Origin of the sequence: Ureibacillus sp. GCM10028918 (assembly GCF_042666115.1) — a bacterium.
Taxonomy (GTDB): domain Bacteria; phylum Bacillota; class Bacilli; order Bacillales_A; family Planococcaceae; genus Ureibacillus.
The window spans coordinates 408297-433721 of sequence record NZ_JBHTFK010000017.1 but is presented as its reverse complement, the minus strand read 5'-3'; the positions used below and the strand labels follow the sequence as shown (position 1 = coordinate 433721).

Below are 25425 nucleotides of genomic sequence, written 5' to 3'. Positions count from 1 at the left end.
TTTTGTATGAGGTATGTTTTGTCCTTTCCAAAGGTTTTTTGATATGACCCTTATATGGTATACCTAAGAAATTTTGCCTAATCCTTAAAAGAAATTTTACTTTAGGTGGATTTGCTCCCTTTTGGAATACCAGTAATTAATAACAAACTATATGCCCATAGTAGCCAAGAAGCGAAAAAAGGTAACGTATCAACGTGTAAGTTAGTAAACACGTTTTCAAAATAAATAATACTGAAAATATCTAATATCATTCCTGGGAGAGCAATTTGTACAGAGGCTATTAGGCGTTTGGGTTGTGGTATTTTCCTCCAGAAATAGTAAGGATATGTGCAAGTTGCAATCAAAGGTATGGCAATAATAAAGGAAAAATTATTAATAATAGTTCATTGCCAGGTACAAGAAGCAATTGTCCGAAAATGCGAAAAAGAATAGTTGCTGTGATCCATAATAAAATACCCCAAACTACATTCAACATTTGAAATACACCTACAATCTCTAAGTAGTAAAATCCGTTTCTTCTAAAAACCCATTTTGTTTAAAACGAAATCATTTAATTTCCAAGCTGGTATTAAAGAATGGAACTTAAAGAAGTAGCTCATCATAACGTGAATAACAGTATATATAGCCAGTGTTAACAAATATGTTATGAACCAAGTTTTTACAGACTCTTTTAAGAATAAATAAAGTAAAATCATTCCAACAGGGAAAGGTACTAATATGATTAACAACATTGGTGCATTGAGGGCCTCTGTAATGGCACCTAGTGAGACAACAGAAGTACCGATTATTAGTGCTTGTAAAGCTGATAAGTCCTTCCTAAGTAAATAGCTGCCGATGTAGTAAGATAAAGCCGTTAATACAATTGCTAAAAGAAAATCAAATAAATAACCCACAAGCAAACACCTTCCAGATTAGAAATTTTGTTTGAACCCATTATATTTTCTACCATAATCTAGAAATAGGAAAGTAAATATTTTGTAAATATTTCATCACAATGGGTTCATTTTGATACTGGAAACAAATTTGTATATTCAAGAAGGGTATCGGAATGGAAATTATCTCTGATCCATAAATTTTTAGAGTAAAAGAAACCATTAGATAAGAAATCAAAATGGTTTCCAATAAGACAGGGAAAGTTAGTTAGTATCTTTTAATACCATGTCATTTTGAGTATTTTTAATGTATTTAGTGAAGATAAAACGCACGATTGGCCCCATGATTATTATTTGTAAAGGTAAAGCAAAAATGAAGTTTTTCAAAAACACTAAGAAAAATTCTTTAATAACTGAGTTTGAAGTAAATCCATTGTGGATATAAGTTGTAACTAGACCATAGATGGACATGAAAAAAGCCATCCCAATTACCATGCATGTCGAAATTGTAAGTACTTTATAGATCACCTTAGTAGTATTTGCAGTTAATTTCAATGCAATTTTTTTAGCATAAGGTCCAACTAAATATAGGTCTAGTATTAATGCAACGATAAATCCTACTATGAAATTAGAGATACCTCCTAGGAAAGTAATTTTACCAAACATGCCATTAAGGTATAAATTATATAAGGTCATAAATAAAACCATTCCAAAACACATAATCAACCCAAAATACAGACTTTCTTTTTTTGTTGTTGGCATTAGTCAACACTCCTTTTTTGTTCAATAGAAGTTATTATATAGAAATACATTCACGCCTCGTAAGGAAATTATTATGAACATTTTGTGACGGTACTCGAAGTAACTGGTTAATTAGAAGCAACAAAAAAGCAGGGTACTTTTATCGGATTACTTATTCATGATTATGCATAGTTGGAAAAAATTCGTTTCCCGCAATATAGAGGCAAGATGAATAACTACAGCATAAACTGAGTAAATTACAATTAAATAATTTATTTTGTTTTGAATAGTGAAAAATTTTTCATTTCGGGGTAAAATAAATATATAAAACATTGAGGAGGATGCCGATGATAACCGGTCAGCTAGAGCGAGCGTTTCAATTAGCAGAGAAACATAAACTCGACGTAAGCACAATTTTGGAATTGCACAAAATTATTATGAAGGAGGTCAATTCATCTCCTAAAACAGAAGAAAAGATTTTACAACAAATTCTACACATACTTGAAAACAACAAACAGATATTACGGGAGGCAACATAACAATTGGAAAAACAAATTGAATTGTACGATGATTTAGACACATTTGATTAAAGGCGCTGCTCAGGAAGTAATGGCATTACGAGCAGCGCCTTTTTAATTTGTCTTAAATTCGCTATGATAAGGAAAAAATGGTAGCCATTAACTTTAAAACAAAGAAATGAGAATCGGACATTTTACTCCCTTATTCTTCCTACTACTCTTATAATAGAAACATAACGAAAGGAGTGAGATGCACATGGCCATTTTAGATACACGATCTAGACCACTCCGAGATTTGCGAGTTTCTGTTATGGATCAATGTAATCTTCGCTGTACATATTGCATGCCAAAAGAAGTTTTTGGGACAGACTATCCTTTTCTCCCTCCTGAAAAGCTCCTGAATTTCGACGAGATTGAGAATCTTGTAAGGGTTTTTAGCTCTTTAGGTGTGAAAAAGGTACGAATTACTGGTGGAGAACCACTACTTAGAAAAGATTTACCACATCTCATCAAACGGATTTACAAGATACAAGAGATAGAAGATGTTGCACTAACTACAAATGGACTTTTATTAGGGCATTATGCCGGACAGTTAAAGGATGCAGGATTAAAGCGTATAAATGTAAGTCTAGACAGTCTTAATCCGATCAATTATGGCAAGATGAATGGGCGAAACTTTCCCGTTGCAAGGGTTCTAAAGGCCCTTGAACAGGCCGCTTCCATAGGGTTGCAGATTAAAATTAACATGGTCGTGCAAAGAGGAATAAACGATGGAGACATTCTTCCTCTAGCCAAATATTGTTTTAATGAAGGATACACCTTACGTTATATTGAATTTATGGATGTTGGAAATACAAATGGATGGAATATGGAAAAGGTTGTTCCGAGCAGGGAAGTCCTCGACAAGCTTCAACAAACAATGTCGTTGGAAGCTGTAGATCCAGACTACATCGGCGAAGTGGCGAAACGCTATCGCTATAAAAATACGGATAAAGAGATTGGTTTTATTTCGTCCATTACAGAAAGCTATTGTTCAACCTGTAACCGAGCAAGGATTTCTGCAGATGGCAAGCTATTTACTTGTTTATTTGCAACTCAAGGGACAGACTTGGTGAGCTTAATGCGAAATGAAGAAATATCAAATGAAGACTTAACTCAATTTATCTCAGATTTGTGGAATAAAAGGAGTGATCGTTATTCCGAACAAAGAGTTGAAATCAGTAAGCATCAAACCAAAAAAAAGATAGAAATGTCTTATATTGGCGGTTAACCTTCATTTGTTTTAGGGAGTATTTTCATGAAAAAGCTAGTAATCTTAATTACTATAGGTTTAATTTTTATCATCGGAGGATGCGCTTATTCTAGTTCAGAAAAAGAAGATTCGGTCGTTTTAACAGTCTCTTCAGCATCGAGTTTGCAAAATGTGTTAGAAGAAATGACTGTAGAATTTAAAAAGAAGCATTCATACATAGACATTCAATATAATTTTGGAGCTTCTGGTTCACTGGTGAAGCAAATTGAGCAGGGGGCACCAGTCGATTTAATCATATCTGCCTCAAGAGAGAAGTTTAATGTATTAGAGACGAAAGACCTTATTCAAGAAAGTACCACATTTATTAAGAATGAACTTGTCCTAATAACTGCTAGAAAAGGAGATTTACAAATAAAAAACTTGAACGATCTAAGTTCGAACAATGTGGAGAAGATCTCAATTGGTACTCCTTCTGTTGTTCCAGCAGGATCTTATGCCAAGCAATCACTGGAATTTCTAGATTTGTGGTCAGAACTTGATAATAAGATTGTTTATGCCAAGGATGTTAGACAAGTGCTTACATATGTAGAAACAGGGAATGTACAAGCAGGTTTCGTCTATAAAACGGATGCGGTTAACTCTGAAAAAGTACAAATAATTACAACTATTAAAGACAAAACCCATGATTCAATTACATATCCAATTGGGGTTCTGCGAAATACGGATTCGCAAACAGCAGCTAAGCAATTTTATGAATTTTTACAAAGTGAAGAAGGTAAGGATATTTGGATTAAATACGGATTTGCCTTTTAGAATAGAGGAAGTAAAATGTGGAATCAGTTTTGGGAACCGATTCAATTATCAATTACAGTCACACTTGCAGCCAGTGCCACTGTTATACTTGCAGGTACCTTGCTGGGTTATGTTTTTGCTAGAAAAGCATTTAAGTTTAAGGTATTACTTGAAACATTGTTTATGCTTCCTTTAGTGCTTCCTCCCTCTGTCATTGGTTTTTTGTTAATCGTTATCTTTGGTAACCAGAGTATTATTGGCTATGTCTTAAAATCAATCTTTGGGCAATCGATACTATTCACTTGGTATGCAGCGGTAATAGCAGCCAGTGTAGTTGCTTTTCCTCTAATGCTCCAAACTGCAAAAGCGGGATTCCAGGGCATTAATAAAGGAATTGAAGAGGCGGCTATAGACTTAGGAGCAAACTCTAGGCAAGTGTTCATTCGAGTTTCACTTCCACTTGCCAAAAAATCAATCCTGGCAGGCTGTGTTTTAAGCTGTGCTAGGGCTTTAGGAGAGTTTGGAGCAACATTGATGTTCGCAGGAAACATACCTGGAGTCACTCAAACCGTTCCAACAGCAATCTACATGGCCATTGATAACGGGGATATGCAACTTGCATGGGCATGGGTCTTCACAACGATGATTTTAGCCTTTTTCTTACTATATTTTGTTCGATCAAAAGAAAACGGAAGGGATTAAGACTAGATGGACAATCGATATATTAAACAAGAAATGTGTTCCTTTATAGGTGAACATGGACAAAAGAATATTTCGCAAAAACATGTACTGATTGTTGGTATGGGGGCCCTTGGCAGTGCCAATGCAGAGATGCTTGTCCGGGCAGGGATTGGTGCGTTAACGATTATAGACCGTGATTATGTGGAATGGAGTAATTTACATAGACAGCAACTATATAGTGAAGCAGATTGTGAAGAAGTCATTCCGAAGGCTATTGCAGCCAAAAGAAGATTGACTGCCATTAACAGTAAGGTCAAAATCAATGAGTTTGTGATGGATGTAGATTCTATAAATTTACCACCTTTAATGGATAACGTAGATGTCATCATTGATGCTTCTGATAATTTCGATATTCGCTTCGTCTTGAACGATTTATCCCAGAAATATCTCATCCCCTTCATTTTTGGTTCATGTGTTTCTAGCTACGGAATGACCTATACAATACTGCCCGGTCAAACACCGTGCCTACATTGTTTATTGAAGCAAATCCCCATGACAGGGGCAACTTGCGATAGCATCGGGGTAATCAATCCGATTGTTCAAATGATTGCGACGTATCAAGTGACGGAATGTCTGAAATTGTTGGTAGAGGATTACGAATCCCTTCGGAAAACATTTTTATCAATCGATTTATGGAAGAATCAACATTATCCGTTTCGTGTAGAAAAGGCAAAACAGGATGATTGTTTATCTTGTGGACAGAATGCCACATATCCCTATTTGCAGTATGATTCGCAAACAAAAACATCGGTATTATGTGGCCGAAATACGGTGCAATTAAGTCTGCCCTCCAGCACTAACTTCAGCTTAGACATGTTGGAGACAAAGCTGAAAAAATTCTATAGTGTAAAACGTAATCCTTTTTTAATGACATGTGAATTTCAATCCTATCGATTTGTTTTCTTTAAAGATGGCCGAATATTTGTCCATGGAATTAACGACATACAAAAGGCAAAAAAACTCTATTACAATTTAATAGGTTAAGAGGTGAAATGTATGCTGACAGACCGAAAAGTATTTTTAATTGGTGAAGCAATTGAAAAAATTATGAGCGATGTTCAAAGTGGTAATGTTGAGAGAATTCCATTAATCAAAGCAAGTGGGCGATATTTGGCAGAAGATATCGTTGCGAATCAAGATGTACCTGCCTTTGATCGCTCCCTTTATGACGGGTATGCCCTTATGGCCCAAGATACAAGAACGGCAACTAAAGAAAGTCCTGTTGTATTAGAAGTAATAGGACATTTTGGTGCGGGAGCAGTTTTTCAAGATGAAGTTAAAAAATATCAAGCTGTCCGAATAATGACAGGGGCAGAGATGCCGAAAAGCTGCAACGCGATTGTTATGCTTGAACATGTAACAGAACTGGAAATAGAGGACAAACATTATATTGCTATTGATAAACAAATCCCAGTAAACGAAAAAGTTTTTAAAAAAGGGGCAGAAATTATAGAGGGAACGCTCCTTGTTGAAAAAGGCGCAAAGATTACACCTGGAATAGTAGGGTTACTAGCGACCTTTGGATATAACGAGGTTTTAGTGGGTGTTCAACCGAAAGTTGGTGTCCTAGCCACTGGCAGCGAGCTATTAGAAGTTGATGAACCACTCGCACCTGGAAAAATCCGCAATAGCAATTCATATATGTTAATGGCACAAATTGAAAAGGTAGGAGCTAAGCCGCTTTATTTAGGAAAGCTTGAGGATAATCTCGAAAAAAGTTATGCAGCTATACAACAAGCGCTAACACAAGTGGACATTCTAATTACGACTGGCGGTGTTTCTGTCGGTGATTTTGATTATCTACCCGAAATTTATAATCGTTTAGGTGCGAAAGTGTTATTTAACAAGATTGCTATGCGGCCTGGCAGTGTCACGACAGTTGCTAAAATAGGAGAACAATTTTTATTTGGTCTTTCTGGCAATCCTTCTGCAAGTTATATAGGATTTGAGTTGTTTGTACGACCTGTGCTCAAAACATTGCTAGGGAATGAGCAGCCTTATCTTATGTCACATCAAGCAATCATAACAGAAGACTTCCGTGTTCCAAATGCATTCACACAGTTGATTCGAACAAAAGTGAAAGTTGAAGGGACAAATCTATTTGTTTCCTCTAATGGTCTTAATATGTCTAGTTCCATTACTTCGCTGGTTGGTGCAGATGCACTCGTGGTACTTCCGCCTAGCGACAGCGGTTATGTAGAAGGAAGTGCGATAGATATTTTACTTTTATCTGATGAAGGACAAAAAAATTGTTATTTTACAACTTAGAATTAATAGAGGTGAAGAAATGAATAATGCATTATTTTCGATAATAGATACTCCGATTGTTGTTGATGAAATCATTCAGCAAGTAAAATCAGTTAATGCTGGTGCAATTACAGTATTCATAGGGACCGTACGGGAGTTAACAAATGGTAAAAGAACACTATATTTGGAATATCAAGCATATGAAACAATGGCAGTCAAAAAGTTAGCAGAAATTGGTGATGAAATTAAAAGTAGATGGCCAGGAACCATGGTGGCAATTGCACATCGGGTCGGGAAGCTTGATATATCAGATATAGCCGTTGTAATCGCTATTTCTTCAGCGCATAGAAAAGAAGCCTATGAAGCAAATGAATATGCAATCGAGCGAATAAAAGAAATGGTCCCGATTTGGAAAAAAGAGTTTTGGGAAGATGGTACTCAGTGGATTGGTGATCAATTGCAAAGAAACTCATATGAATAAACGAAAAATGAGGTGGAAGTTGTGATTAAAATATTATTATTTGCTAATATACAAGAAGAAATTGGTTCTGATTCACTGTTAATGGATTGTACGGAATGTACTGTTCAAGAAGTCAAAAACTATGTTCGATCAATTTACCCAAACGTTGATTTACAACAAGTAATCACGGCAGTAAACGAAGAGTTTTCAAATGAAGAAGACAAAGTAGAATCAGGTGATGTTGTAGCATTTCTTCCACCGGTTAGTGGTGGATAATCGAAAGGAGTGAGTCTTAAATGAGTATTGAAGAACATAAGAAAACTAGGATGAAAAACATAAAGGTTATGGTTGTCACGATAAGTGATACAAGAACATTTGAAACCGATAAAAGCGGTCGAATCATGTGTGAGTTACTATCAAAAAATTTCTTTGAAATAACAAGATACCAGATTATAAAAGATGAACTCGTAGACATTAAATCCACACTCAACTCTGGTATAGAAGATTTAAATGCAGATGTAATCTTAACAAACGGTGGTACAGGTATCTCTAATCGAGATGTTACATATGATGTCGTTGATGAGTTAATTGATAAACCAATACATGGATTTGGGGAATTATTTCGAATGCTAAGCTATGAGGAAATCGGTTCGGCCAGCATGCTTTCAAGAGCACTTGCTGGAACAGCGAAGGGGACCGTTATTTTTTCTACTCCCGGTTCAACGGGTGCTGTTAAGCTTGCGATGGAAAAATTAATCTTGCCAGAACTGGTACATATAGTAAATGAACTTAAAAAAGATAACTAAAAAAGAGCCAAATTCTATTATAAGAATTTGGCTTTTCAATTTTAGCGAAGAAACTCTCCACTTTTCCCGCCTGTTTTTTTCATTAGCATCGTAGGACCGATAATCATATTTTTATCTACTGCTTTACACATGTCGTAAATCGTTAACGCTGTAGCAGATACAGCGGTTAACGCCTCCATTTCTACACCGGTCGAACCTTTTGTTTTTACTTCGGCTTGAATTGTAATTTCATAGTGATTTTCCTTCACATCGACATCCCAGTCAAATGAGATATCAACCCCAGTTAGCGAGATGGGATGGCACATGGGTATAATGTTGGAGGTTTGTTTTGCGGCCATAATCCCAGCAACCTGGGCAACTGCTAGCACATCACCTTTTTTATTCGTACCATTTAGTATTTCACCGTAGATTTCTTTATTGATTTTTATCGAAGAGAAGGCAATCGCCGTTCTGACTGTTTCATTTTTTTCGGATATATCGACCATTTTGGCTCTGCCTTGTTCGTTGAAATGCGTTAATTTCGACATGACAATCCCTCCTATTCTCTTAATAATAGTATAGAATAATTTGAGTTTAAAGATAATAACTATTCAAAATCTGTAAGCAAAAAAACAAATGATTCATTATCGGTATTGCCGTAATAGTAAACGGTAAATGAATTACAATATCTCGATGAACTGGTGACGTTTCACTTGCCGAAATTCCATAGAAGCATTGTATCTGTTGGTTGTATAAAAGTGCTGCTGTCTAGTAGGTTATATCGAATCAATAACTCTTTTATATAGACTATTGGCACGTATCTTGTACTAAATCAATGGTCTTTTTGCTATGTAGAATACATATAATTAATAGTAAATAGATTAAAAGGATATGAGTAATTTTTAGAATAAGTTATGGTGATTTTTAGAATGATAAATAGTTGTTTGCTATCTTTTAAAATTACATCGTAAATTTACTATAGATGGAAGGAGGGTAGTGGGAATTGAAGTATGAAATTGATGAAGAATTGACTCTTAAAGTTGAAAAACTCGAACACAATCTCGTGAAAATAAGTTGGATAAATAAAATTTATATGACAATCTTTCTGTCTCTAATTATCATCATTAATATGTTGGAAATAGTTCCCTCTATCCAATTCTATGATTCATCATCCATAGAATTGCTTCACTACTCTATCTTATTAATTGTGAATTGTGTTTATGTTTATTTACTTGATATTAGAAAAATTAGTGTTTCAGTAAACAATTATAAAAGCATTAAATTTTTAATCCATTTCTATATTGCTTTTTTCTTAAATATGGCTATACTTCTTCCAATACTAGATGATACTCTCTATAATTCTTTACTGATTTACTCTTTAATACTATTTTCCAGTATTCCATTTCTAGTAATTAAACCGTTAGAAATGCTTATTTCACTTTGTATTTCCAGCTTCCTCCTATTAATGGAACTTAGTATTCATCACGGGAAAGAGGATGTTTATTATCTGCAAGTTACTTATATTCTCACTTTAGTAGTGATTGTTTTCTTTATATCGCGGTCATCTTACTTGGCTTACCTGCGTAATCAAAAACTCCGTACCGATATGACGCAGGAAGTTCAGCACCTAAGAAATTTAACCGAACTCCTGAAAGAAACAAACCGGCAACTCGAACTAGAAGCTACTCTCGATCCGTTAACAAATTTATATAATAGAAGAGCCTATAATGATTATATAATCAATCTTCAACAAAAAATCTCAGAAACTCATCATACAATTTCAGTAATAATGGTTGATGTGGATTGCTTTAAATTATACAACGATACATATGGTCATACTGAAGGGGATAATGTATTGGTTAAGATTGGGAGACTATTAAACAATATTTCAATAGAATTTGAATGTTTTGCAGGGCGATTTGGCGGAGAAGAGTTTATATTGATTTTATCCAATGAATCAAAAGAGATTGTGGAAAATATATGTTTTCGAGTTAAAGAGGGTGTTTCCGAGTTGAACATACAGCATCAGTCTTCCTCGATTGACACAGTAGTAACGGTAAGTATCGGGGCATGTACGAAAGAGATAAGGGAATTAAAAGAGATATACGATTGTATTAGTGAAGCGGATGCAGCACTGTATACCGTAAAAGAAAATGGCCGAAATAGTTTTGAATATCGACATCAATTACAAGTATTGTAGGATGATTTTAGTATACGGAATCATCCTTTTTTTTGGCCTTATTTTCTGTATAATAGTGATAAGAGACAGGAGAGTGGTAGTAATGCAGCATCCAGATACAAGTTATTTAAGTTTAGTACAACAAATATTAGACAACGGTGTTCGAAAAGAAGATAGAACTGGAACAGGTACAATTAGTATATTTGGTCATCAAATGAGATTTGATTTATCGAAAGGCTTCCCACTATTAACAACGAAGCGAGTACCTTTTAAGCTGGTAGCTAGTGAGTTGTTATGGTTCATTAAAGGGGACACAAATATTCGATATCTATTACAAAATAAGAATTATATATGGAATGAATGGGCATTTAAGAAATGGGTAGAGTCTGATCAGTATGAAGGACCGGACATGACGGACTTTGGTTTACGTGCAGCACATGACGAACAATTCGCAAAAGTACTTGAGGTACAAATGGAAATTTTTAACGAGAAAGTTTTAACTAACGAAGAGTTTGCGAAAGAGTTTGGGGACTTAGGTCCAGTTTATGGGAAACAATGGCGTTCATGGCCAACAGCAAAAGGGGACACTATTGACCAATTAAAAAAAGTAATTGATCAAATAAAAAATAACCCAGATTCACGACGTCTGATTGTGACTGCTTGGAACCCATCCGAAGTTGATGAAATGGCACTGCCGCCATGTCACGCGTTTTTCCAATTTTATGTAGCGGACGGAAAGCTTTCTTGCCAATTATATCAACGTAGTGCAGATGTATTTTTAGGAGTGCCGTTCAATATTGCATCATACGCATTGCTTACACATTTAATTGCCCGTGAATGTGGTTTAGACGTAGGGGAGTTTATTCATAGTTTTGGTGACACACATATATATTTAAACCATTTAGTTCAGGTTAACGAACAGCTTACAAGAGAACCAAAGGATTTACCAACTTTAAAGATCAATTCCGAAAAGGCTTCCATTTTTGATATGGAGCTTGAGGATATTACGATTGAAAATTATAATCCACATCCAACGATTAAGGCGCCAATAGCTGTATAATTGCTTATGACATTCAAAAACACTGCTGCTCCAATAGATGGAGCGAGCAGTGTTTTTGGTTATTCATTTATCCAGATTGATAAAAGTTCATCAAGTTGATTTTCGAGTTTCTCCAGTTCTTTCTTGTCGTATGGCTGATTGGTTTCGCTATATCGATCTTTTACTACATTAATCTTTTTCTCTAATTGCTCAATTTGTTCATCGATAGGTATGCTTTTAGATTTTTGACTCTTAGGTACTTCTGTAACCTTTGTATTCTCTGGAATTTCATCGATAACCGGCAGGCTATGCTTCTCTCGAGCCCAATGATAATTGCCATCATATAAAAATAGTTTTTGATTTTCTAACCATGCTATACGATGGAAGAGCTGATTTAGAAAATAGCGATCATGCGAGACGGCTAATACGGTACCATTAAAATGCTGAATAGTCTCTTCTAGTACCTCTCTCGATTCAATATCTAAATGATTGGTCGGTTCGTCGAGTATCAGGAGATTTATATCCTCGTACATGAGCTGTGCTAACCGTAGCCTCATTTTCTCGCCACCACTTAAATCCTTCACTTTTTTAAAGACATCATGGCCATAAAATAAAAACTTCGCTAAAATATTGCGGGCTTCACCCTCATTTATAGATACTTCCTTTCGGAAAACATCAATTAGCCTTGCATTGCTATCCTCATACACAAAGCTTTGTGATAAATAACCGATTTTGACATTACTTCCAACTACGACTTTGCCTAAATCAGGTAAAATTTCTTCTGTAATCATTTTTAAGAGAGTCGATTTTCCAGTGCCATTTAAACCGACAATTGCTAATCGATCTTGCCAGCGCAGCTGTAGGGTAATCTCTTTGAATAAAACTTTGTCATATTGTTTTGTGACATTTTCTAAATGTAGCACATCTTTGCCACTCCGCTCATTTGCTTCTAGTTTGAGCTGCATCTTTTTAGAGACAATTGGCTTTTTCACCAACTCAATTCTAGCTAGTGCTTTTTCCATGCTTTTTGCTCGGCGATGTAAGGCTGCATTCGGTGGATTTGCTTCATTTGCCCATATTTTTAGTCTTTTGATTGTCTCTTTCATTTTCGTAATCTTCTTTTGTTGTTCTTCATACTGAGAGAATTCATTTAGAATCCTGGCTTCTCTCATCCTTAGGAATTCATCATAATTACCTGCATAAGAATAGGAGTCACCTTGGTCAATCTCAATGACTTTTGTCACCACTTCGTTCATGAATTGACGGTCGTGGGATACGACAATTAAAGTTCCCTCATAATTTTTCAAATAACTCTCAAGCCATTCAATTGAATTCATATCCAAATGGTTCGTAGGTTCGTCTAATAGTAATATCTGTGGATTTAATAAAAGAATTTGCCCTAGCATTACCTTTGTTTTTTCTCCGCCACTTAAAAGATGGAAAGGAGTCTGCAGAAGGGGAGTAATTCCTAACCCATTTGCAATCATATGGATTTTGGCTTCAATTTCATAGCCGCCTAGAGCAATAAACTGTTCTTGTAGTTCCCCATATTGTTTTAAAAGTTTATCGAGCTGTTCGGAATTTGCCATTTGCAGTTCTATTTCATGCATCTTTTCTTGCATTGCAATGATGGATGTAAAAGCCTCTTTTAGCACATCACTAGCGAGCACATGCTCATAAGGGGGGATTTGATGCAAGTAGCCAATTGATGTACCTTTTCTTTTTATAATTCGACCAACATCAGGTATTTCTATATTTGCAAGTAGTTTTAGAAGAGTTGTTTTGCCACAGCCATTGCGTCCTACTATCGCTACACGCTCTCCCTCATAGATTTCTATTGTTAATTCTTCAAAGATTACGGTACCACCGTATATTTTTGTAATATTTTCTGCTTTTATCGACACTGTAAGTTCCTCCATTTTTTACACAGCGAAGCCAAACTTTAAGAGTCATTTTTTTACGCAAAAAAGACTGCTCGATTAACAAGCAGTCTTTTCGTACGTGTGTGAAAAGAATGGTCAATCAGCTGTGTTTTCGATTTGTTTGTCTAAAAAAGGGCATACGAATCCCGTTAGGCGCAAAATCGAAAGTAATGACACGTGAAAAATAAAGGAAACGGTCATTATTTACACATGTCGTCACAGCCAATGTATTCATTCTTTTCACCTCCGATCATAATAGTTACTTTCAGTATATTCATTTTTTTGGGAAATGTCAATCAGACCCTGATTATATATACTAGTTGTATTTGCTAATAAAAAGCTCAATTAATAAAAAAGAAGGAAATTTTTCCTGGTTAGTAGAATTACTGTAAAGCAGCATAGTTATATACGAGATAGGAGAAATTGGGATGTACATAGAAAGTGATAGATTACTGATTCGAAAATTTAATATTGATGACGTAAAGGAAGTTCATGAATATACATCAAACCCATTTGTTATGAAGTATATACCAGAAGGCGTCTTGAGCATGGTGGAGACGCATAGTTTCATAATTGAAAATATGGGAGAGGTTGCCGAGAAGTTTGCAGTGATACTAAAAGAGGAAAACCGACTGATAGGGCATATTGCATTCTTTAAGTATTTTGGGAATCATACATATGAAATTGGATGGGTCTTTAATTCAAATTACTATAATCGAGGTTTTGCTACTGAGGCAGCGCATACCATATTAAATTATGGCTTTTCTGAGTTGAAGCTACATCGTATTATTGCAACGTGTCAGCCTGAAAATATTCCATCCTACCGAATTATGAAGAAGATTGGAATGCGCCGGGAAGGGCTTTTTAAAAAATGTATTCCTCATAATGATGAATGGTGGGATGAATACTTTTACGCTATTCTGGGCGAAGAGTGGACAAATTGAATAAGAAAAACGTAAGCGCCCTGCTTAGCTCCAAGCTGCTTGCGTATCGGGACAAGTTGGTGCTTATTGCCTTCGTAGGAGGAGGCAGACCGCGACTCGAGGGGATGGGGCAATAAAAGACTCCCAGAATGATCAATCATCTGAGAGTCTTTCTTTTATTCACATAATAGAATCTGCCTTACAAATAAATGCTTTTTCGTTATACAACGATCTGTAATTCTAAAGCCTGCTTCTTCTACTAAGTCATCTATCGTTTCAATGGTCACGAAGATACATTTATCGGCGATTCTTCTTGCGTGCTTGATAATATCAAATTGTTCTTCACGGGTAATATGCGTATAAAGATTGTATGGTAAATCTATGATACATACATCATAGTGCTCACTGACTTCTGAAATAGGGCCATTTGTAATTGTTCCCTCTAAATTGAAATACGCTATATTTTCCCGTGCTCCAACACATACAGAAGGGTTAATGTCTCTTCCTGCAATATCAATTCCCATGGAGAGAGCCTCCACTACAACTGTTCCGATTCCGCAGCACGGGTCAATTGCACGGATTCCATTTACGCTTGGAACAGCAATATTAGCAATTGCTCTTGCAACTCTTGTGTTCAGTGCTGTCGAATAACTATTTGGTTTATGTACATGTTCACTCCATACTGAAACACTTTTTGTATATTTTCCAAAATACCATCTATTGTTTAGTGTAACTAATCCATACACGGCCTCGGGGTTGTCCAAATCAGGTTCCCCGTCGATGATTAAGCCCAGCTCACGTTCCACTTGACGGCGTTCAGAATGGGGAATTTTTTTGATTTCCCCTAAGTCCATTCTGTTAAAACAATAGACTTTATATGTGGAAGCATTGATTTTCATATCCTTAATCATTTCTTTCAGTTCTGAAATGGATTCTGCTTCATATATGACTTCTAATCGGTCCTCGATGAACGGGCTGCGACTAGGATCTACTCTAATAGGACTCATTAAGTAGTTTAATTGCGTATCGAAACCGAAAAAAGAACGCATCTCCATTCGACAAAGATCGTGTTCATTTTTGTGATGTACATAGGTGTAAATATAGGGCGTGTTTGTTTGTTTGTTTTTCAATCGGTTATTCATCCTTTTTCTATTGTTGTTCAATTGTGCTTATTAACTGTACGAGGAAGCTATAAATGATTGAAATCGCTTCTCGTAAGGTCATATCTTCGCGGAAACCATTCATATTATCAATCGGGATATTGATATCCCACAGTCCATCTTCACCCGAAAACATCATACTAGTATAAATGTTCTCACCATGCAGATTTTCTTCAAAATAAGATTTGATGATAGCTGCATGTTTTTTTTGCACTTTAAAACCTAATAAAACCATATACGTTTTAAAAACATCGTCAACCTCGATCGAAAGACTATCTGTTTTAATTGGCTCAAAATCTTTTGATTCAATGAAAATAAATTCGTTCATGTGCTGTTTCAAATGTGTGAGTGATGTAGATAAGAATGAAGCCTGTTCCTGTGCAATCACCTCTTCAGAATCTTTGTCACAACGCTCAATGTAAACCTCTGCTAAATTAAGTGTCATTTTATTTCCCTCCAACTATTTTCATCTTATTATAACCCTTAATACAATAAAAAATAGACAGTCAGCATACGACTGTCTTAATCAATAATTTAGTTTAACATAATTTATCCATATTTATAATTAGATTGTATTCTCCAATTAATTCAGCTTAAATAAACTTTTCGTCCAATTTTCTGTGGAGCTCGGGTGATTACTTTCAAAAAGCGAAAAGCGATCTGCGAATTGAATTAACTCCTGATTAACAAGTGGTTTTAAGGATTTGGGACAAGCGTTTATTAAAATGGAGTCCCTTTTTAGTGAATCTAATTGTTTTATAAAATCATACTTAGTTTGAGGAATTTCCGTCCACATTTTCAACCACATCTTATCCCGTAATTCACGATAATAGTTGTTCATTGGCTTTTCGTGGATGAAATGGAGAGATGTCTGGAAATTCACTGCATTAATCAGTATCACTCGGTATTGATGCAGATGCTCTATCACTTCATAATTTAATAGCGACAAAATTAGATTTTCAATACTTTTTTCAATTTTCTTACCTGTTTGACCTTGAGCGGCTCCTATTGGAACAAGTTTTTCCTTACTTTCCTCATACTCATCAATATGAGGAGATTCTAAAATAATGGCGATTGTTTTATTTTTGTAATTCATGTCGATTAGTTCATCGTTAAAGCTAGAATTTATAACCAATTCGCTTTTTTCGGCAGGTGATTCAATCGTAACTTCATTTCCTGCGAATTCAACAAAAAATCGGGTAACATTTTGAACTAGTTTGTTCTTTTTAAAAAAAGATCGTTTAACTGTAATCGTGTTAGTCTCTTCATCTAAGAGAATGTATTTACTATTACTTGCAATAAGCTCTTCATAAACAATATCACTAATCTCTGTTTGAATTGGGTATCCTTCTAGAGTAATCGATAATTTGTGACCGACATGAGAAAGCATTTTTTCACTTCCTTTACTAGTTTTAAACTATATATACTGTTGCAAATAAAATGTCTATTATATATTTATATTAAGTTCTTTGTAAAAATATGAATAAAAAAGTATAAAATAAAAAAGAAATGATGATTTTTAGGAGAGATAGAATGATATCACTAATAGTAGCGCACGACAAAAATCGGGTGATCGGCCATGAAAACAAAATGCCCTGGCATCTGCCTGGAGAATTGCAATATTTTAAGGAACAAACAATGGGAAAACCGATGATTATGGGAAGAAAAACTTTTGATTCAATTGGTAGACCATTGCCAGGTCGCAGAAATATCGTCATAACACGAAATGAAAGCTATCGAGTAGAAGGAATAGAAGTTGCGGCAAGTTTAGAGGAGGCGCTAAAACTTGCCGGGAACGAAGAGGAAGTGATGATTATTGGCGGTGAGCAAATTTTTAAAATGTCAATGCCAATTGCTGATCGACTTTATATTACTCATATTGAGCATGATTTTGAGGGAGATACTTACTTCCCGACATACGGCACTGAATGGACACTGGTATCGAAAAGCGAACCTGTAAAAACACCTGGTGGCTATAGTTACACCTACTGTATTTATGATAGAAATAAATAAAGCTTCTAGAAAATTTCTTATCTCAAAAGGATAAGGGATTTTTTTATTTTAAAATTTCAGAGTGCAGACATAGTCGATTTTTCGACTTTGTCTACACGTTTTTTTAGTTAACTCGATTAAAATACAAGCACCCAGGTTGTCTCGAAAAGTTTTGTCATACAGACGGTCGGCTCGGGTAAAGAATTGTTTGGAGCATGACGTCCATGATGGGACCAACGAGGCAACCGTAGCTTCATGCGAGCGTTTGTCAACAGTATGGAATTATCTTATTTTAAATTTTTCAAATATTTCGAAACTAAATGTCGAGTGGTCCGTATATAAGTCATAAGGATTAATTTGGTAAAAAGGTGGTGTTATTTGATGTTATTTGGAGCTGAGCTTCATACAGTTTATTTATTTACCTTGATTATCGTTGGTTGTATTACCATCCTTTATCTCTTTTTTTCTGAACTGTTTGATGGCCTATTTGAGGGAATACCATTTGTTGATCCAGCGGTTATTTTATCGTTTATAACCATTACTTCAGCTGGTGGCTTCTTGCTGGAAAAATTCGCTAACCTGTCAAGTTCCTTAATTCTTATCTTCGCATGTATTTTATCAGCAATTATTACTAGCCTGATCTATTTCTTTATACTCGTACCATTGAAAAGTGCCGAAGTTTCACTAGCCTATACGGAGGAATCCCTTGGGGGGCAAGTAGGGAAAGTTATCGTACCCATCCCAGTTGATGGCTTTGGAGAAATTATTATCGAGACAGTCAACGGGATTATTTCAAAGCGAGCTACAGGCTTTGAAAATGAATCAATCGAATATGATGAACAAGTTCTCATCATTGAAGCAAAAGAAGGGACAGTTTATGTAAAGAAATATGAGTCAACTTTACAATTTAAATTATAGGGGGAATGAAGGATGTCCAGTACATTAATTATTATCGGTATAGCAGTATTCATACTTTTAGCCATTATTGCAGTGTATATTACAAAATACAAAACAGTAGGACCTGATGAAGCATTAATCGTAACAGGAAGCTTTTTAGGGTCGAAAAACGTTCATACAGACGATTCAGGCAATCGCATTAAAATTATCCGTGGTGGGGGGACATTTGTTTTCCCTGTATTTCAACAATCGGAACCATTAAGTCTATTATCTAGCAAATTAGAGGTAACAACTCCTGAAGTCTACACTGAACAAGGTGTTCCAGTAATGGCTGATGGAACGGCAATAATTAAAATCGGAGGCTCCATTTCTGAAATCGCAACAGCTGCTGAGCAATTTTTAGGGAAAAGCAAGGCAGACAGAGAGAATGAAGCAAAGGAAGTATTAGAAGGACATTTACGTTCAATTTTGGGTTCTATGACAGTAGAAGAAATCTATAAAAACCGTGATAAGTTTTCACAGGAAGTGCAGCGAGTGGCAACTCAAGATTTAGCGAAGATGGGATTAGTCATTGTTTCCTTTACGATAAAGGATGTTCGAGACAAGAATGGATACTTGGATTCCCTAGGTAAACCAAGAATTGCACAAGTCAAGCGAGATGCAGATATTGCAACAGCGGAAGCTGAAAAGGAAACGCGTATTAAACGTGCAGAAGCAGAGAAGGAAGCTCAAAAGGCAGAGATAATTCGAGCAACTGAAATTGCTGAGGCCGAAAAGGATAATCAATTAAAAATAGCAGAATATAAACTAGAACAGGATAAAGCAAAAGCACGTGCGGACCAAGCCTATGAGTTAGAATCGGCCAGAGCGAAACAACAGGTTACGGAGCAAGAAATGCAAGTGCGCATCATTGAGCGTCAAAAGCAAATTGAACTAGAAGAAAAAGAGATATTACGTCGTGAGAAACAATACGATTCTGAAGTGAAGAAAAAAGCCGATGCAGATCGCTATGCAGTAGAACAAAATGCTGCAGCACAAAAAATGAAAGATCTAGCCCAAGCGGATGCGGAGAAATATCGTATTGAGTCTTTAGCAAAAGCGGAAGCAGAAAAAATCCGCTTAGATGGTTTAGCAAAAGCTGATTCTGAGCGTGCACAAGGGGAAACTGAAGCAGAAATCATTCGCCTGAAAGGGTTGGCTGAAGCCGAAGCAAAACGCAAAATTGCTGAAGCCTTCGAACAATTTGGTCAAGCGGCTGTGCTTGATATGATTGTACGCATGATGCCTGAATACGCTAAAGAAATTGCAAGTCCATTATCGAATATTGATAAAATTACGGTTGTCGACACAGGAAACGGGGAAGGCGGCGGTGCAAATCGCATCACATCCTATGCTACAAATCTTATGTCCAGTTTACAAGAGACATTAAAAGCATCTTCAGGTATTGATGTGAAAGAGCTGATCGAGACTTTCGCCGGCAAACCTCACATCCCAGCAACTATAGAAGAAATAAATGAAAGCGAAGAAGAGAAGCAATTCGTTTAACATAGTAATTTGAATGGAAATGTAGAGCCTTTTAATAAGCATACTTTTGAATAATGTAACCGAATGATACAATACAGACTAATAGATGTAGTCATAAAGGAGAAAATACATGTTATCAGTCATCTTAAGTTTTAAACGATTATTAAAAGGGCTCTACCATGCAGTAAAGGAACCACAATTTATAAGTATCTTAACTACGGTTGCATTAATCGTGTTATCGGGCACACTATTCTATTCGAAATTCGAAGGATGGGCGAAAATTGACGCCTTCTATTTTGCAGTAGTGAGTCTCATACCAACTGGAGTAGATACGAATCTCGTTCCATCTACAACAGGGACCAAACTATTTACTGTACTTTATTTAATTATAGGTACTGGTTTAATGTTTGCTCTACTGGTCAATTTAGGTCGAGGGATGATTAAAGAAGATAAAGTGGATAAAAAAACTGCAGTTCCCCAAAAAAAGAAAAGGCAAAGTTAAAGGATATATATAGATTTAGAAGTCTCAACGATATTTGAGGCTTCTTTTTTGTTTCAAAAATAGATTTCTATCCCAACTAACTATAAATACATGATTTTTCGCATTGAAAACATACTAACAAAAAGGTGGTGGATTGATGATGGATCACTTTGAATCAGTTGAACTGAAAACCGAAAACGGTGAATTACAAGTTATTTTACATATTAAGGTGCCAAAGAATTCAAAAAATATGGAGTTTGGCTCAGAATTCAACTTCAATAAGGTCGATACATTAAGAAGCAATGCGATTAAATATGTAAAAAAGAATTTTCCTAAACTTAAGATAGCTTCAATTGTTGTAGTAGCTGGTACACTTCTTTTAACAAATATTCCAATGCAAAAAGCAGAGGCACACGAAGCTGACTTTAATATGAGTTATCTCTACTTCGGAAATACATCTTCCTATATCACGCAAGTGGACAAGACGCAAGGGAATTTGAGTCTCGTTTCACCAAGTTATTTAGATCTTAACGCTGATGGTTCTTTAAAAGTAGCTTCTCAGTTCGACACAAGGTTTGTGACAGAGATGCATAATCGCGATATTAAAGTTGTGCCATTTTTAAGTAATCATTGGGACAGAACACTTGGACGTGCAGCTTTAGCAAATCGGGAGAAATTATCAACTCAGATTGCTGATTTTATTATAAAAAATAATTTGGATGGTTTGCAGGTTGATATTGAGAATACAACTGATATTGATCGCGCAGCTTATACAGACCTAGTGAGACTTCTGCGCGAGAAGTTACCAAAAGAGAAAGAGGTGTCTGTAGCAGTTGCTGCGAATCCTAACGGGTGGACGAAGGGGTGGCATGGAACATATGACTACGGAGAATTGGCGAAATATGCAAGTTATTTAATGATTATGGCATATGACGAATCCTATAATGGTGGTCCCGAGGGTCCTGTTGCGAGCATTGGTTGGGTGGATCGTTCTATTCAATATGCCCTTAAACAAGGTGTTCCTGAAGATAAAATCGTTTTGGGCGTTCCTTTTTATGGCCGTTATTGGAGAGAAGGTGCCCCAGCAAGTGAGGGAGGGACAGGAATATCCAATACTAGAGTAGATGAAATGTTGGCAAAATATGGTGGTACGGTCGTGTTTGATGAGAAATCTAAATCACCTAAAGCAACCATTACGATTAAAAGCGGCGATCCAACAATGACAATAGCTGGTAAAACCTTAGCACCCGGAACATATCATATTTGGTATGAGAATAATGAATCAATTAAAGAGAAATTGCGACTTGTTCATAAATACAACATTAAGGGGACAGGTAGCTGGAGTTTGGGGCAAGAGAATGCTTCTATGTGGCAATTTTATCGAACTTGGATGTCTCATGAAGGAGTAGAAGTAGCGCCTATAGACCCAGCGCAACCTAAAGAGCAGACAGGTATTGTCTCATCTATTCCTTCTTTCCCTTATACGGTGCAATCAGGTGATACATTATGGAAGATTGCCACAGCCAATAATATGACTGTAAACGAGATAAAAGTTTTGAATGGCTTAACATCAGATAGCATTTATGTTGGGCAAATCCTTAAAATTAGTAGTCCAGTACCCAATTTAATCACTGAACAATCTCCAATTCAAGAAGGTACTACGAAAAATCCTTTTAAAGATATTAGTTCCTATACTTCCGAAGAACAACAAAATGTTTTAAAACTAGTAGAGCAAAATATTATCAAAGGAAAAACTGAAACGTCCTTTGCTCCATCAGATGCAATTACTCGTGGTCAAGTCGTTATTATGCTCGGACGTCTATTAGAGGCAAATGGATATGCAACAGTCCCGAATGATTGGGAATCAAGGGCATATTTTAAAGACATTTCTGTACAAACAAAGGACCGGGAATTGTTGAAATATGCGGCTTTAGTGAAATCGAGCGGTGTCTTTAAGGGAAGAACAGACGGAAATCTTGATTCTTCTGGTACTTTTACGCGTGAAAGTATGGCACTCGTATTAAATCGTGCAACACAAGCTATTAGTGGCCAAACACTAGTTGAAAAAGCAAAAGACAAAGAAGATTCAGTAGTGGATTTGCCAACAGCAAGCAAAGAAGCGCAGGAAGCCATTCGAGCTTTAAATGCTTTAGGCATTTCCGACGTGGAGAAATTTAATCCAAAAGGGGAAGTACAACGCGTACATTTTGCCTCCTTCTTATCTAGAGGAATGAAATATATGGTTCCGTGATCAATAACAAATCTAGAAGAAACAAATCATTGGAGGTAAATTAATGAAAAAACAATTAACAAGTTTCTTGGCTGTAATGTTCTTTTTGGCAATGTCTACACATTCTTTAGCAGCCGAAGATCGTCCGACTATTCCGTATTTTGGAATTGGAGCGATTGTTCAAGAAGTAATTGAAGGAGAATTTCTCGTCAAGACTGAAGGGACAAAAGAGGAAGAGGGATTTGTTTACACTCCACCGCAACCCCTCACGAAAGAAAATATTAAATTCCTTGTTACATTAAAAGGAAAAGGGACTGTAATTTTAAAATTGGAAGAGACGAACGCAAGAGGCCAATATATTAAAGATAAGAAGATAGAGGTTGAACTTACTGAAGAGTGGACAACCCATGAAATGACTTTCACGTTAGAAAGTCCATCTTCTCAAATCGATGTATCTGTCCTTACGAAAGGAAAAGAAAAAACTGGATTCTCATTTAAAAATTTACAAATAATTGAGGAATAATGCAATTTAAGAACTGATATAAATTCTGAAAAAGTTTTGATTGAAATACTATCGTTACGTTAAAAAGGTTGAGAAAAGCTTCCACTTTCTCAACCTTTTTTTTTCTAAAATAAAAATTGGTACCTGTTAATATCTTCAATAAATATATACTTTCTATTTTGGTGCTTTCTCCTATATACTAGTATAATGTGTGTAAATTAGATCGCCATCTTGTTAATTAAAAAAACTATAAATTTCTTAATATAAGAAGATTTCATAAGGAGGAGTATGATTTGACAATTACTACTGGAGAATCATTAGTTGTTGATATTAGTAAATTAGATGAAAAGGGTTCTGGACGAGCGATTATCTGGCGTGAAAATGAATTAGGAAATCCTAAAAAGCTTCGTCTTACTATCCCTCAGGTATTACCAGGGGAAAAAGTAAAGGTAACGGTTGATAAACCAGAACGAAGAAGAAGAAAGGCTTTATTGGACGAAATATTGGAGACGAATCCAGAGAGAATTGCTCCGCCGTGTCCGCATTTTGATCTTTGTGGTGGATGTGTATGGCAGCACTGGGATTACCAGGGCCAATTAAAACATAAAACAAACCATGTAAAAGAGGCGATAGAGGCACAAGGATTTGATCCAAACTTAGTAAAAGATACGATTGGCATGGAAAATCAATGGCACTATCGTAATAAAATGGAGTTTACATTTGCTCCAGATGGTTCTCTAGGCTTACATGAACAAGGGAATTTCAGAAAAATTATTTCACTGGAATCTTGCTTAATTGCTGGAAAAGAAATGGTTCAAGCAGCTATGGAAGTTGCGGATTGGGTGAAAGTACATCAATTACCGGGCTATAACAAGGATGCTCATGTTGGCTTACTGCGTCATTTAATGGTTAGACAATCCTTTGCTACAGGTGAAATTATGTTGGCACTATTTGCAACTGAAGCTCCGGAAATACATTTAAAAGACGCAGCTCAGGATTTGATTAATCGTATTACTGAAAAGTTCCCACAAGTAAAAAGCTTGATGTGGCTTGAAAATACAGATTGGGCTGACCGAACTCAATCGGAAAAAAGTCATACATTGGCTGGACGAGATTTTATCTATGATGAAATGGATGGTTACCGATTCCGCCTTTGGTTCGATACATTCTTCCAAACCAACCCAGTGCAAGCTCAAAAGTTAGTTGATCTAGCTGTTGAAATGGGCCAACCAAAGAAGTCTGACAAAATGATTGACTTGTTCTGTGGTGTAGGTACATTCTCTCTACCATTTGCAAGCAAAGTAGGAGATCTTGCAGGTATTGAAATTGTTGAAGCATCGATTGAATCAGCAAAACGTAATGCAGCAGATAATGGCATCCATAATACTTATTTCTTGGCAAAAGACGCAAGAAAAGGTATTGACGAGGTTCTGGAAACCTTTGGCACACCAAACTTACTGCTTCTTGATCCTCCTCGTTCAGGTGCAGGCGGAAAAGTAATGAGAAAAATCGGCCGGTCAAAACCAGAACGTGTCGTTTATGTATCCTGTAACCCAGATACGTTTGCAACAGATATTAAACAATTAGAAGAATTCGGTTATGTCTTGAAAATCGTGCAGCCAGTGGATCTATTCCCTCATACGGTTCATGTGGAATGTGTTGCGGAATTGGTTTTAGTAGAAGAACCTCAAGCTTAATAAAATATTGAAATTTAAGGCTCGAATACGATTTTTGTATTCGGGCTTTTAAATTGTTGAAAAATCAATTGATGGAGTAGTTTAGGTACGTACTTTCTAAGGGGAATTTAACATAGTAAAATTCTGTTTCGTTTAAAGGTTTCTGGGGATAATTCTGTTTCCATTAGAATGTATATTTCATTTTCCATAGCGTTTTGTTGTGTATTTCTTCTAATAAGTTACCAATTTCCATCTGTGATGGTGGGGTAATATCGTTAGTGAAAGAATGAATAGTAAACTAGATTCTTACGGATGAACTCCGTTTGGAATAAGTCCATTTGATAATTGGGATACACTTAATTCAATGTTGTCCTTATATCTTACCATGTTCCATTGATACTGACCGAATAAGTACACTATTCAGTAGCTTTTGTAGAATACCATTCATAATTAGAGAAGGGGAGATGAATCTTTCCAACCATCCTGCCTTTT

At 36.0% G+C, this 25425-nt stretch carries 28 protein-coding genes; 19 read left to right on the top strand and 9 right to left on the bottom strand.

Annotated features, from left to right (window positions below; all coding sequences use genetic code 11):
* Positions 1-101 precede the first annotated feature (101 nt).
* The 3 genes from ACFQU5_RS14925 to ACFQU5_RS14915 form a co-directional block, all read right to left on the bottom strand.
* On the bottom strand, positions 102-344 hold the full coding sequence (locus ACFQU5_RS14925) for a DUF5367 family protein (protein WP_390289270.1): 243 nt from the start codon (positions 342-344) through the stop codon (positions 102-104).
* Between the two features lie 174 nt (positions 345-518).
* Positions 519-893, bottom strand: a complete 375-nt coding sequence (locus tag ACFQU5_RS14920) for a hypothetical protein (protein ID WP_390289267.1) — start codon at positions 891-893, stop codon at positions 519-521.
* Between the two features lie 243 nt (positions 894-1136).
* Complete coding sequence (locus tag ACFQU5_RS14915; protein WP_390289265.1) at positions 1137-1634, bottom strand: DUF2798 domain-containing protein; 498 nt, start codon at positions 1632-1634, stop codon at positions 1137-1139.
* A gap of 326 nt (positions 1635-1960) precedes the next feature.
* Here ACFQU5_RS14915 and ACFQU5_RS14910 point away from each other — a divergent pair, with 326 nt between their 5' ends.
* The 9 genes from ACFQU5_RS14910 to ACFQU5_RS14870 all read left to right on the top strand — a co-directional run bounded on the left by ACFQU5_RS14910 (position 1961) and on the right by ACFQU5_RS14870 (position 8429).
* Positions 1961-2152, top strand: coding sequence for an ABC transporter permease (locus ACFQU5_RS14910; RefSeq protein WP_390289262.1), 192 nt, complete (start codon positions 1961-1963; stop codon positions 2150-2152).
* Between the two features lie 229 nt (positions 2153-2381).
* A complete protein-coding gene (gene moaA, locus ACFQU5_RS14905; protein WP_390289259.1) occupies positions 2382-3401 on the top strand; it encodes a GTP 3',8-cyclase MoaA in 1020 nt (339 codons plus the stop codon).
* Between the two features lie 27 nt (positions 3402-3428).
* Positions 3429-4196 (top strand): molybdate ABC transporter substrate-binding protein, encoded by a 768-nt coding sequence (gene modA / locus ACFQU5_RS14900; protein ID WP_390289256.1) that lies wholly within the window; start codon positions 3429-3431, stop codon positions 4194-4196.
* A 15-nt stretch (positions 4197-4211) separates the two neighbouring features.
* On the top strand, positions 4212-4877 hold the full coding sequence (gene modB / locus ACFQU5_RS14895; RefSeq protein ID WP_390289253.1) for a molybdate ABC transporter permease subunit: 666 nt from the start codon (positions 4212-4214) through the stop codon (positions 4875-4877).
* Positions 4878-4883: 6 nt separating this feature from the next.
* Entirely contained in the window at positions 4884-5900 is a 1017-nt protein-coding gene (locus ACFQU5_RS14890; protein ID WP_390289250.1) for a MoeB/ThiF family adenylyltransferase, read from the top strand.
* 12 nt (positions 5901-5912) lie between these two features.
* The gene (locus tag ACFQU5_RS14885) at positions 5913-7184 is read left to right on the top strand and encodes a molybdopterin molybdotransferase MoeA (RefSeq protein ID WP_390289247.1); all 1272 of its coding nucleotides are present in this window, start codon (positions 5913-5915) and stop codon (positions 7182-7184) included.
* 19 nt (positions 7185-7203) lie between these two features.
* The gene (locus ACFQU5_RS14880; protein ID WP_390289244.1) at positions 7204-7644 is read left to right on the top strand and encodes a molybdenum cofactor biosynthesis protein MoaE; all 441 of its coding nucleotides are present in this window, start codon (positions 7204-7206) and stop codon (positions 7642-7644) included.
* 21 nt (positions 7645-7665) lie between these two features.
* Entirely contained in the window at positions 7666-7899 is a 234-nt protein-coding gene (moaD, locus tag ACFQU5_RS14875) for a molybdopterin converting factor subunit 1 (RefSeq protein WP_390289242.1), read from the top strand.
* 20 nt (positions 7900-7919) lie between these two features.
* Positions 7920-8429, top strand: a complete 510-nt coding sequence (locus tag ACFQU5_RS14870) for a MogA/MoaB family molybdenum cofactor biosynthesis protein (RefSeq protein ID WP_390289239.1) — start codon at positions 7920-7922, stop codon at positions 8427-8429.
* A 41-nt stretch (positions 8430-8470) separates the two neighbouring features.
* On the opposite strand, the gene moaC is transcribed toward ACFQU5_RS14870, so the two are convergent.
* Complete coding sequence (gene moaC / locus ACFQU5_RS14865; RefSeq protein WP_390289236.1) at positions 8471-8956, bottom strand: cyclic pyranopterin monophosphate synthase MoaC; 486 nt, start codon at positions 8954-8956, stop codon at positions 8471-8473.
* Between the two features lie 455 nt (positions 8957-9411).
* Between moaC and ACFQU5_RS14860 the strand changes: the two genes are divergently transcribed.
* Together ACFQU5_RS14860 and ACFQU5_RS14855 are read left to right on the top strand one after the other, a co-directional pair.
* Entirely contained in the window at positions 9412-10608 is a 1197-nt protein-coding gene (locus ACFQU5_RS14860; RefSeq protein WP_390289234.1) for a GGDEF domain-containing protein, read from the top strand.
* A gap of 82 nt (positions 10609-10690) precedes the next feature.
* Positions 10691-11647: a thymidylate synthase gene (locus tag ACFQU5_RS14855; protein ID WP_390289231.1), complete on the top strand. Its 957-nt coding sequence runs from the start codon at positions 10691-10693 to the stop codon at positions 11645-11647.
* A 59-nt stretch (positions 11648-11706) separates the two neighbouring features.
* On the opposite strand, the gene abc-f is transcribed toward ACFQU5_RS14855, so the two are convergent.
* Both abc-f and ACFQU5_RS14845 read right to left on the bottom strand, forming a co-directional pair.
* Complete coding sequence (gene abc-f / locus ACFQU5_RS14850) at positions 11707-13530, bottom strand: ribosomal protection-like ABC-F family protein (RefSeq protein ID WP_390289228.1); 1824 nt, start codon at positions 13528-13530, stop codon at positions 11707-11709.
* Positions 13531-13648: 118 nt separating this feature from the next.
* Positions 13649-13783 (bottom strand): RAxF-45 family protein, encoded by a 135-nt coding sequence (locus tag ACFQU5_RS14845; RefSeq protein ID WP_390289225.1) that lies wholly within the window; start codon positions 13781-13783, stop codon positions 13649-13651.
* Positions 13784-13976: 193 nt separating this feature from the next.
* On the opposite strand from ACFQU5_RS14845, the gene ACFQU5_RS14840 reads away from it, so the two are divergent.
* On the top strand, positions 13977-14492 hold the full coding sequence (locus ACFQU5_RS14840; RefSeq protein WP_390289222.1) for a GNAT family N-acetyltransferase: 516 nt from the start codon (positions 13977-13979) through the stop codon (positions 14490-14492).
* Positions 14493-14647: 155 nt separating this feature from the next.
* Here the strand turns inward: ACFQU5_RS14840 and ACFQU5_RS14835 are convergent, their stop codons facing one another.
* The 3 genes from ACFQU5_RS14835 to ACFQU5_RS14825 all read right to left on the bottom strand — a co-directional run bounded on the left by ACFQU5_RS14835 (position 14648) and on the right by ACFQU5_RS14825 (position 17021).
* On the bottom strand, positions 14648-15601 hold the full coding sequence (locus tag ACFQU5_RS14835; RefSeq protein WP_390289219.1) for a TRM11 family SAM-dependent methyltransferase: 954 nt from the start codon (positions 15599-15601) through the stop codon (positions 14648-14650).
* A gap of 19 nt (positions 15602-15620) precedes the next feature.
* Positions 15621-16076: a branched-chain amino acid aminotransferase gene (locus ACFQU5_RS14830; protein WP_390289216.1), complete on the bottom strand. Its 456-nt coding sequence runs from the start codon at positions 16074-16076 to the stop codon at positions 15621-15623.
* Between the two features lie 138 nt (positions 16077-16214).
* A complete protein-coding gene (locus ACFQU5_RS14825; protein ID WP_390289214.1) occupies positions 16215-17021 on the bottom strand; it encodes a hypothetical protein in 807 nt (268 codons plus the stop codon).
* Positions 17022-17164: 143 nt separating this feature from the next.
* Between ACFQU5_RS14825 and ACFQU5_RS14820 the strand changes: the two genes are divergently transcribed.
* From ACFQU5_RS14820 to rlmD, 7 genes are all read left to right on the top strand, one after another.
* Positions 17165-17644, top strand: a complete 480-nt coding sequence (locus tag ACFQU5_RS14820; RefSeq protein ID WP_390289211.1) for a dihydrofolate reductase — start codon at positions 17165-17167, stop codon at positions 17642-17644.
* A 357-nt stretch (positions 17645-18001) separates the two neighbouring features.
* The gene (locus tag ACFQU5_RS14815; RefSeq protein ID WP_486395231.1) at positions 18002-18541 is read left to right on the top strand and encodes an NfeD family membrane protein; all 540 of its coding nucleotides are present in this window, start codon (positions 18002-18004) and stop codon (positions 18539-18541) included.
* Positions 18542-18553: 12 nt separating this feature from the next.
* Positions 18554-20065 (top strand): flotillin lipid rafts scaffold protein FloT, encoded by a 1512-nt coding sequence (gene floT, locus ACFQU5_RS14810; protein ID WP_390289208.1) that lies wholly within the window; start codon positions 18554-18556, stop codon positions 20063-20065.
* Between the two features lie 109 nt (positions 20066-20174).
* Positions 20175-20546, top strand: coding sequence for a potassium channel family protein (locus ACFQU5_RS14805; RefSeq protein WP_390289205.1), 372 nt, complete (start codon positions 20175-20177; stop codon positions 20544-20546).
* A 136-nt stretch (positions 20547-20682) separates the two neighbouring features.
* Positions 20683-22776: a glycosyl hydrolase family 18 protein gene (locus ACFQU5_RS14800; RefSeq protein WP_390289202.1), complete on the top strand. Its 2094-nt coding sequence runs from the start codon at positions 20683-20685 to the stop codon at positions 22774-22776.
* 43 nt (positions 22777-22819) lie between these two features.
* On the top strand, positions 22820-23278 hold the full coding sequence (locus ACFQU5_RS14795) for a carbohydrate binding domain-containing protein (RefSeq protein WP_390289199.1): 459 nt from the start codon (positions 22820-22822) through the stop codon (positions 23276-23278).
* Between the two features lie 272 nt (positions 23279-23550).
* Positions 23551-24954 (top strand): 23S rRNA (uracil(1939)-C(5))-methyltransferase RlmD, encoded by a 1404-nt coding sequence (gene rlmD / locus ACFQU5_RS14790; RefSeq protein WP_390289196.1) that lies wholly within the window; start codon positions 23551-23553, stop codon positions 24952-24954.
* Positions 24955-25425 lie beyond the last annotated feature (471 nt).

Excerpts from the sequence above, each read along its gene's own strand:
- ACFQU5_RS14915 (WP_390289265.1), bottom strand. The coding sequence starts at position 1,634 with ATGCCAACAACAAAAAAAGAAAGTCTGTATTTTGGGTTGATTATGTGT.
- ACFQU5_RS14910 (WP_390289262.1), top strand. The coding sequence starts at position 1,961 with ATGATAACCGGTCAGCTAGAGCGAGCGTTTCAATTAGCAGAGAAACAT.
- moaA (WP_390289259.1), top strand. The coding sequence starts at position 2,382 with ATGCACATGGCCATTTTAGATACACGATCTAGACCACTCCGAGATTTG.
- modA (WP_390289256.1), top strand. The coding sequence starts at position 3,429 with ATGAAAAAGCTAGTAATCTTAATTACTATAGGTTTAATTTTTATCATC.
- modB (WP_390289253.1), top strand. The coding sequence starts at position 4,212 with ATGTGGAATCAGTTTTGGGAACCGATTCAATTATCAATTACAGTCACA.
- ACFQU5_RS14890 (WP_390289250.1), top strand. The coding sequence starts at position 4,884 with ATGGACAATCGATATATTAAACAAGAAATGTGTTCCTTTATAGGTGAA.
- ACFQU5_RS14885 (WP_390289247.1), top strand. The coding sequence starts at position 5,913 with ATGCTGACAGACCGAAAAGTATTTTTAATTGGTGAAGCAATTGAAAAA.
- ACFQU5_RS14880 (WP_390289244.1), top strand. The coding sequence starts at position 7,204 with ATGAATAATGCATTATTTTCGATAATAGATACTCCGATTGTTGTTGAT.
- ACFQU5_RS14870 (WP_390289239.1), top strand. The coding sequence starts at position 7,920 with ATGAGTATTGAAGAACATAAGAAAACTAGGATGAAAAACATAAAGGTT.
- moaC (WP_390289236.1), bottom strand. The coding sequence starts at position 8,956 with ATGTCGAAATTAACGCATTTCAACGAACAAGGCAGAGCCAAAATGGTC.
- ACFQU5_RS14855 (WP_390289231.1), top strand. The coding sequence starts at position 10,691 with ATGCAGCATCCAGATACAAGTTATTTAAGTTTAGTACAACAAATATTA.
- ACFQU5_RS14845 (WP_390289225.1), bottom strand. The coding sequence starts at position 13,783 with ATGAATACATTGGCTGTGACGACATGTGTAAATAATGACCGTTTCCTT.
- ACFQU5_RS14840 (WP_390289222.1), top strand. The coding sequence starts at position 13,977 with ATGTACATAGAAAGTGATAGATTACTGATTCGAAAATTTAATATTGAT.
- ACFQU5_RS14830 (WP_390289216.1), bottom strand. The coding sequence starts at position 16,076 with ATGACACTTAATTTAGCAGAGGTTTACATTGAGCGTTGTGACAAAGAT.
- ACFQU5_RS14825 (WP_390289214.1), bottom strand. The coding sequence starts at position 17,021 with ATGCTTTCTCATGTCGGTCACAAATTATCGATTACTCTAGAAGGATAC.
- ACFQU5_RS14820 (WP_390289211.1), top strand. The coding sequence starts at position 17,165 with ATGATATCACTAATAGTAGCGCACGACAAAAATCGGGTGATCGGCCAT.
- floT (WP_390289208.1), top strand. The coding sequence starts at position 18,554 with ATGTCCAGTACATTAATTATTATCGGTATAGCAGTATTCATACTTTTA.
- ACFQU5_RS14805 (WP_390289205.1), top strand. The coding sequence starts at position 20,175 with ATGTTATCAGTCATCTTAAGTTTTAAACGATTATTAAAAGGGCTCTAC.
- ACFQU5_RS14800 (WP_390289202.1), top strand. The coding sequence starts at position 20,683 with ATGATGGATCACTTTGAATCAGTTGAACTGAAAACCGAAAACGGTGAA.
- ACFQU5_RS14795 (WP_390289199.1), top strand. The coding sequence starts at position 22,820 with ATGAAAAAACAATTAACAAGTTTCTTGGCTGTAATGTTCTTTTTGGCA.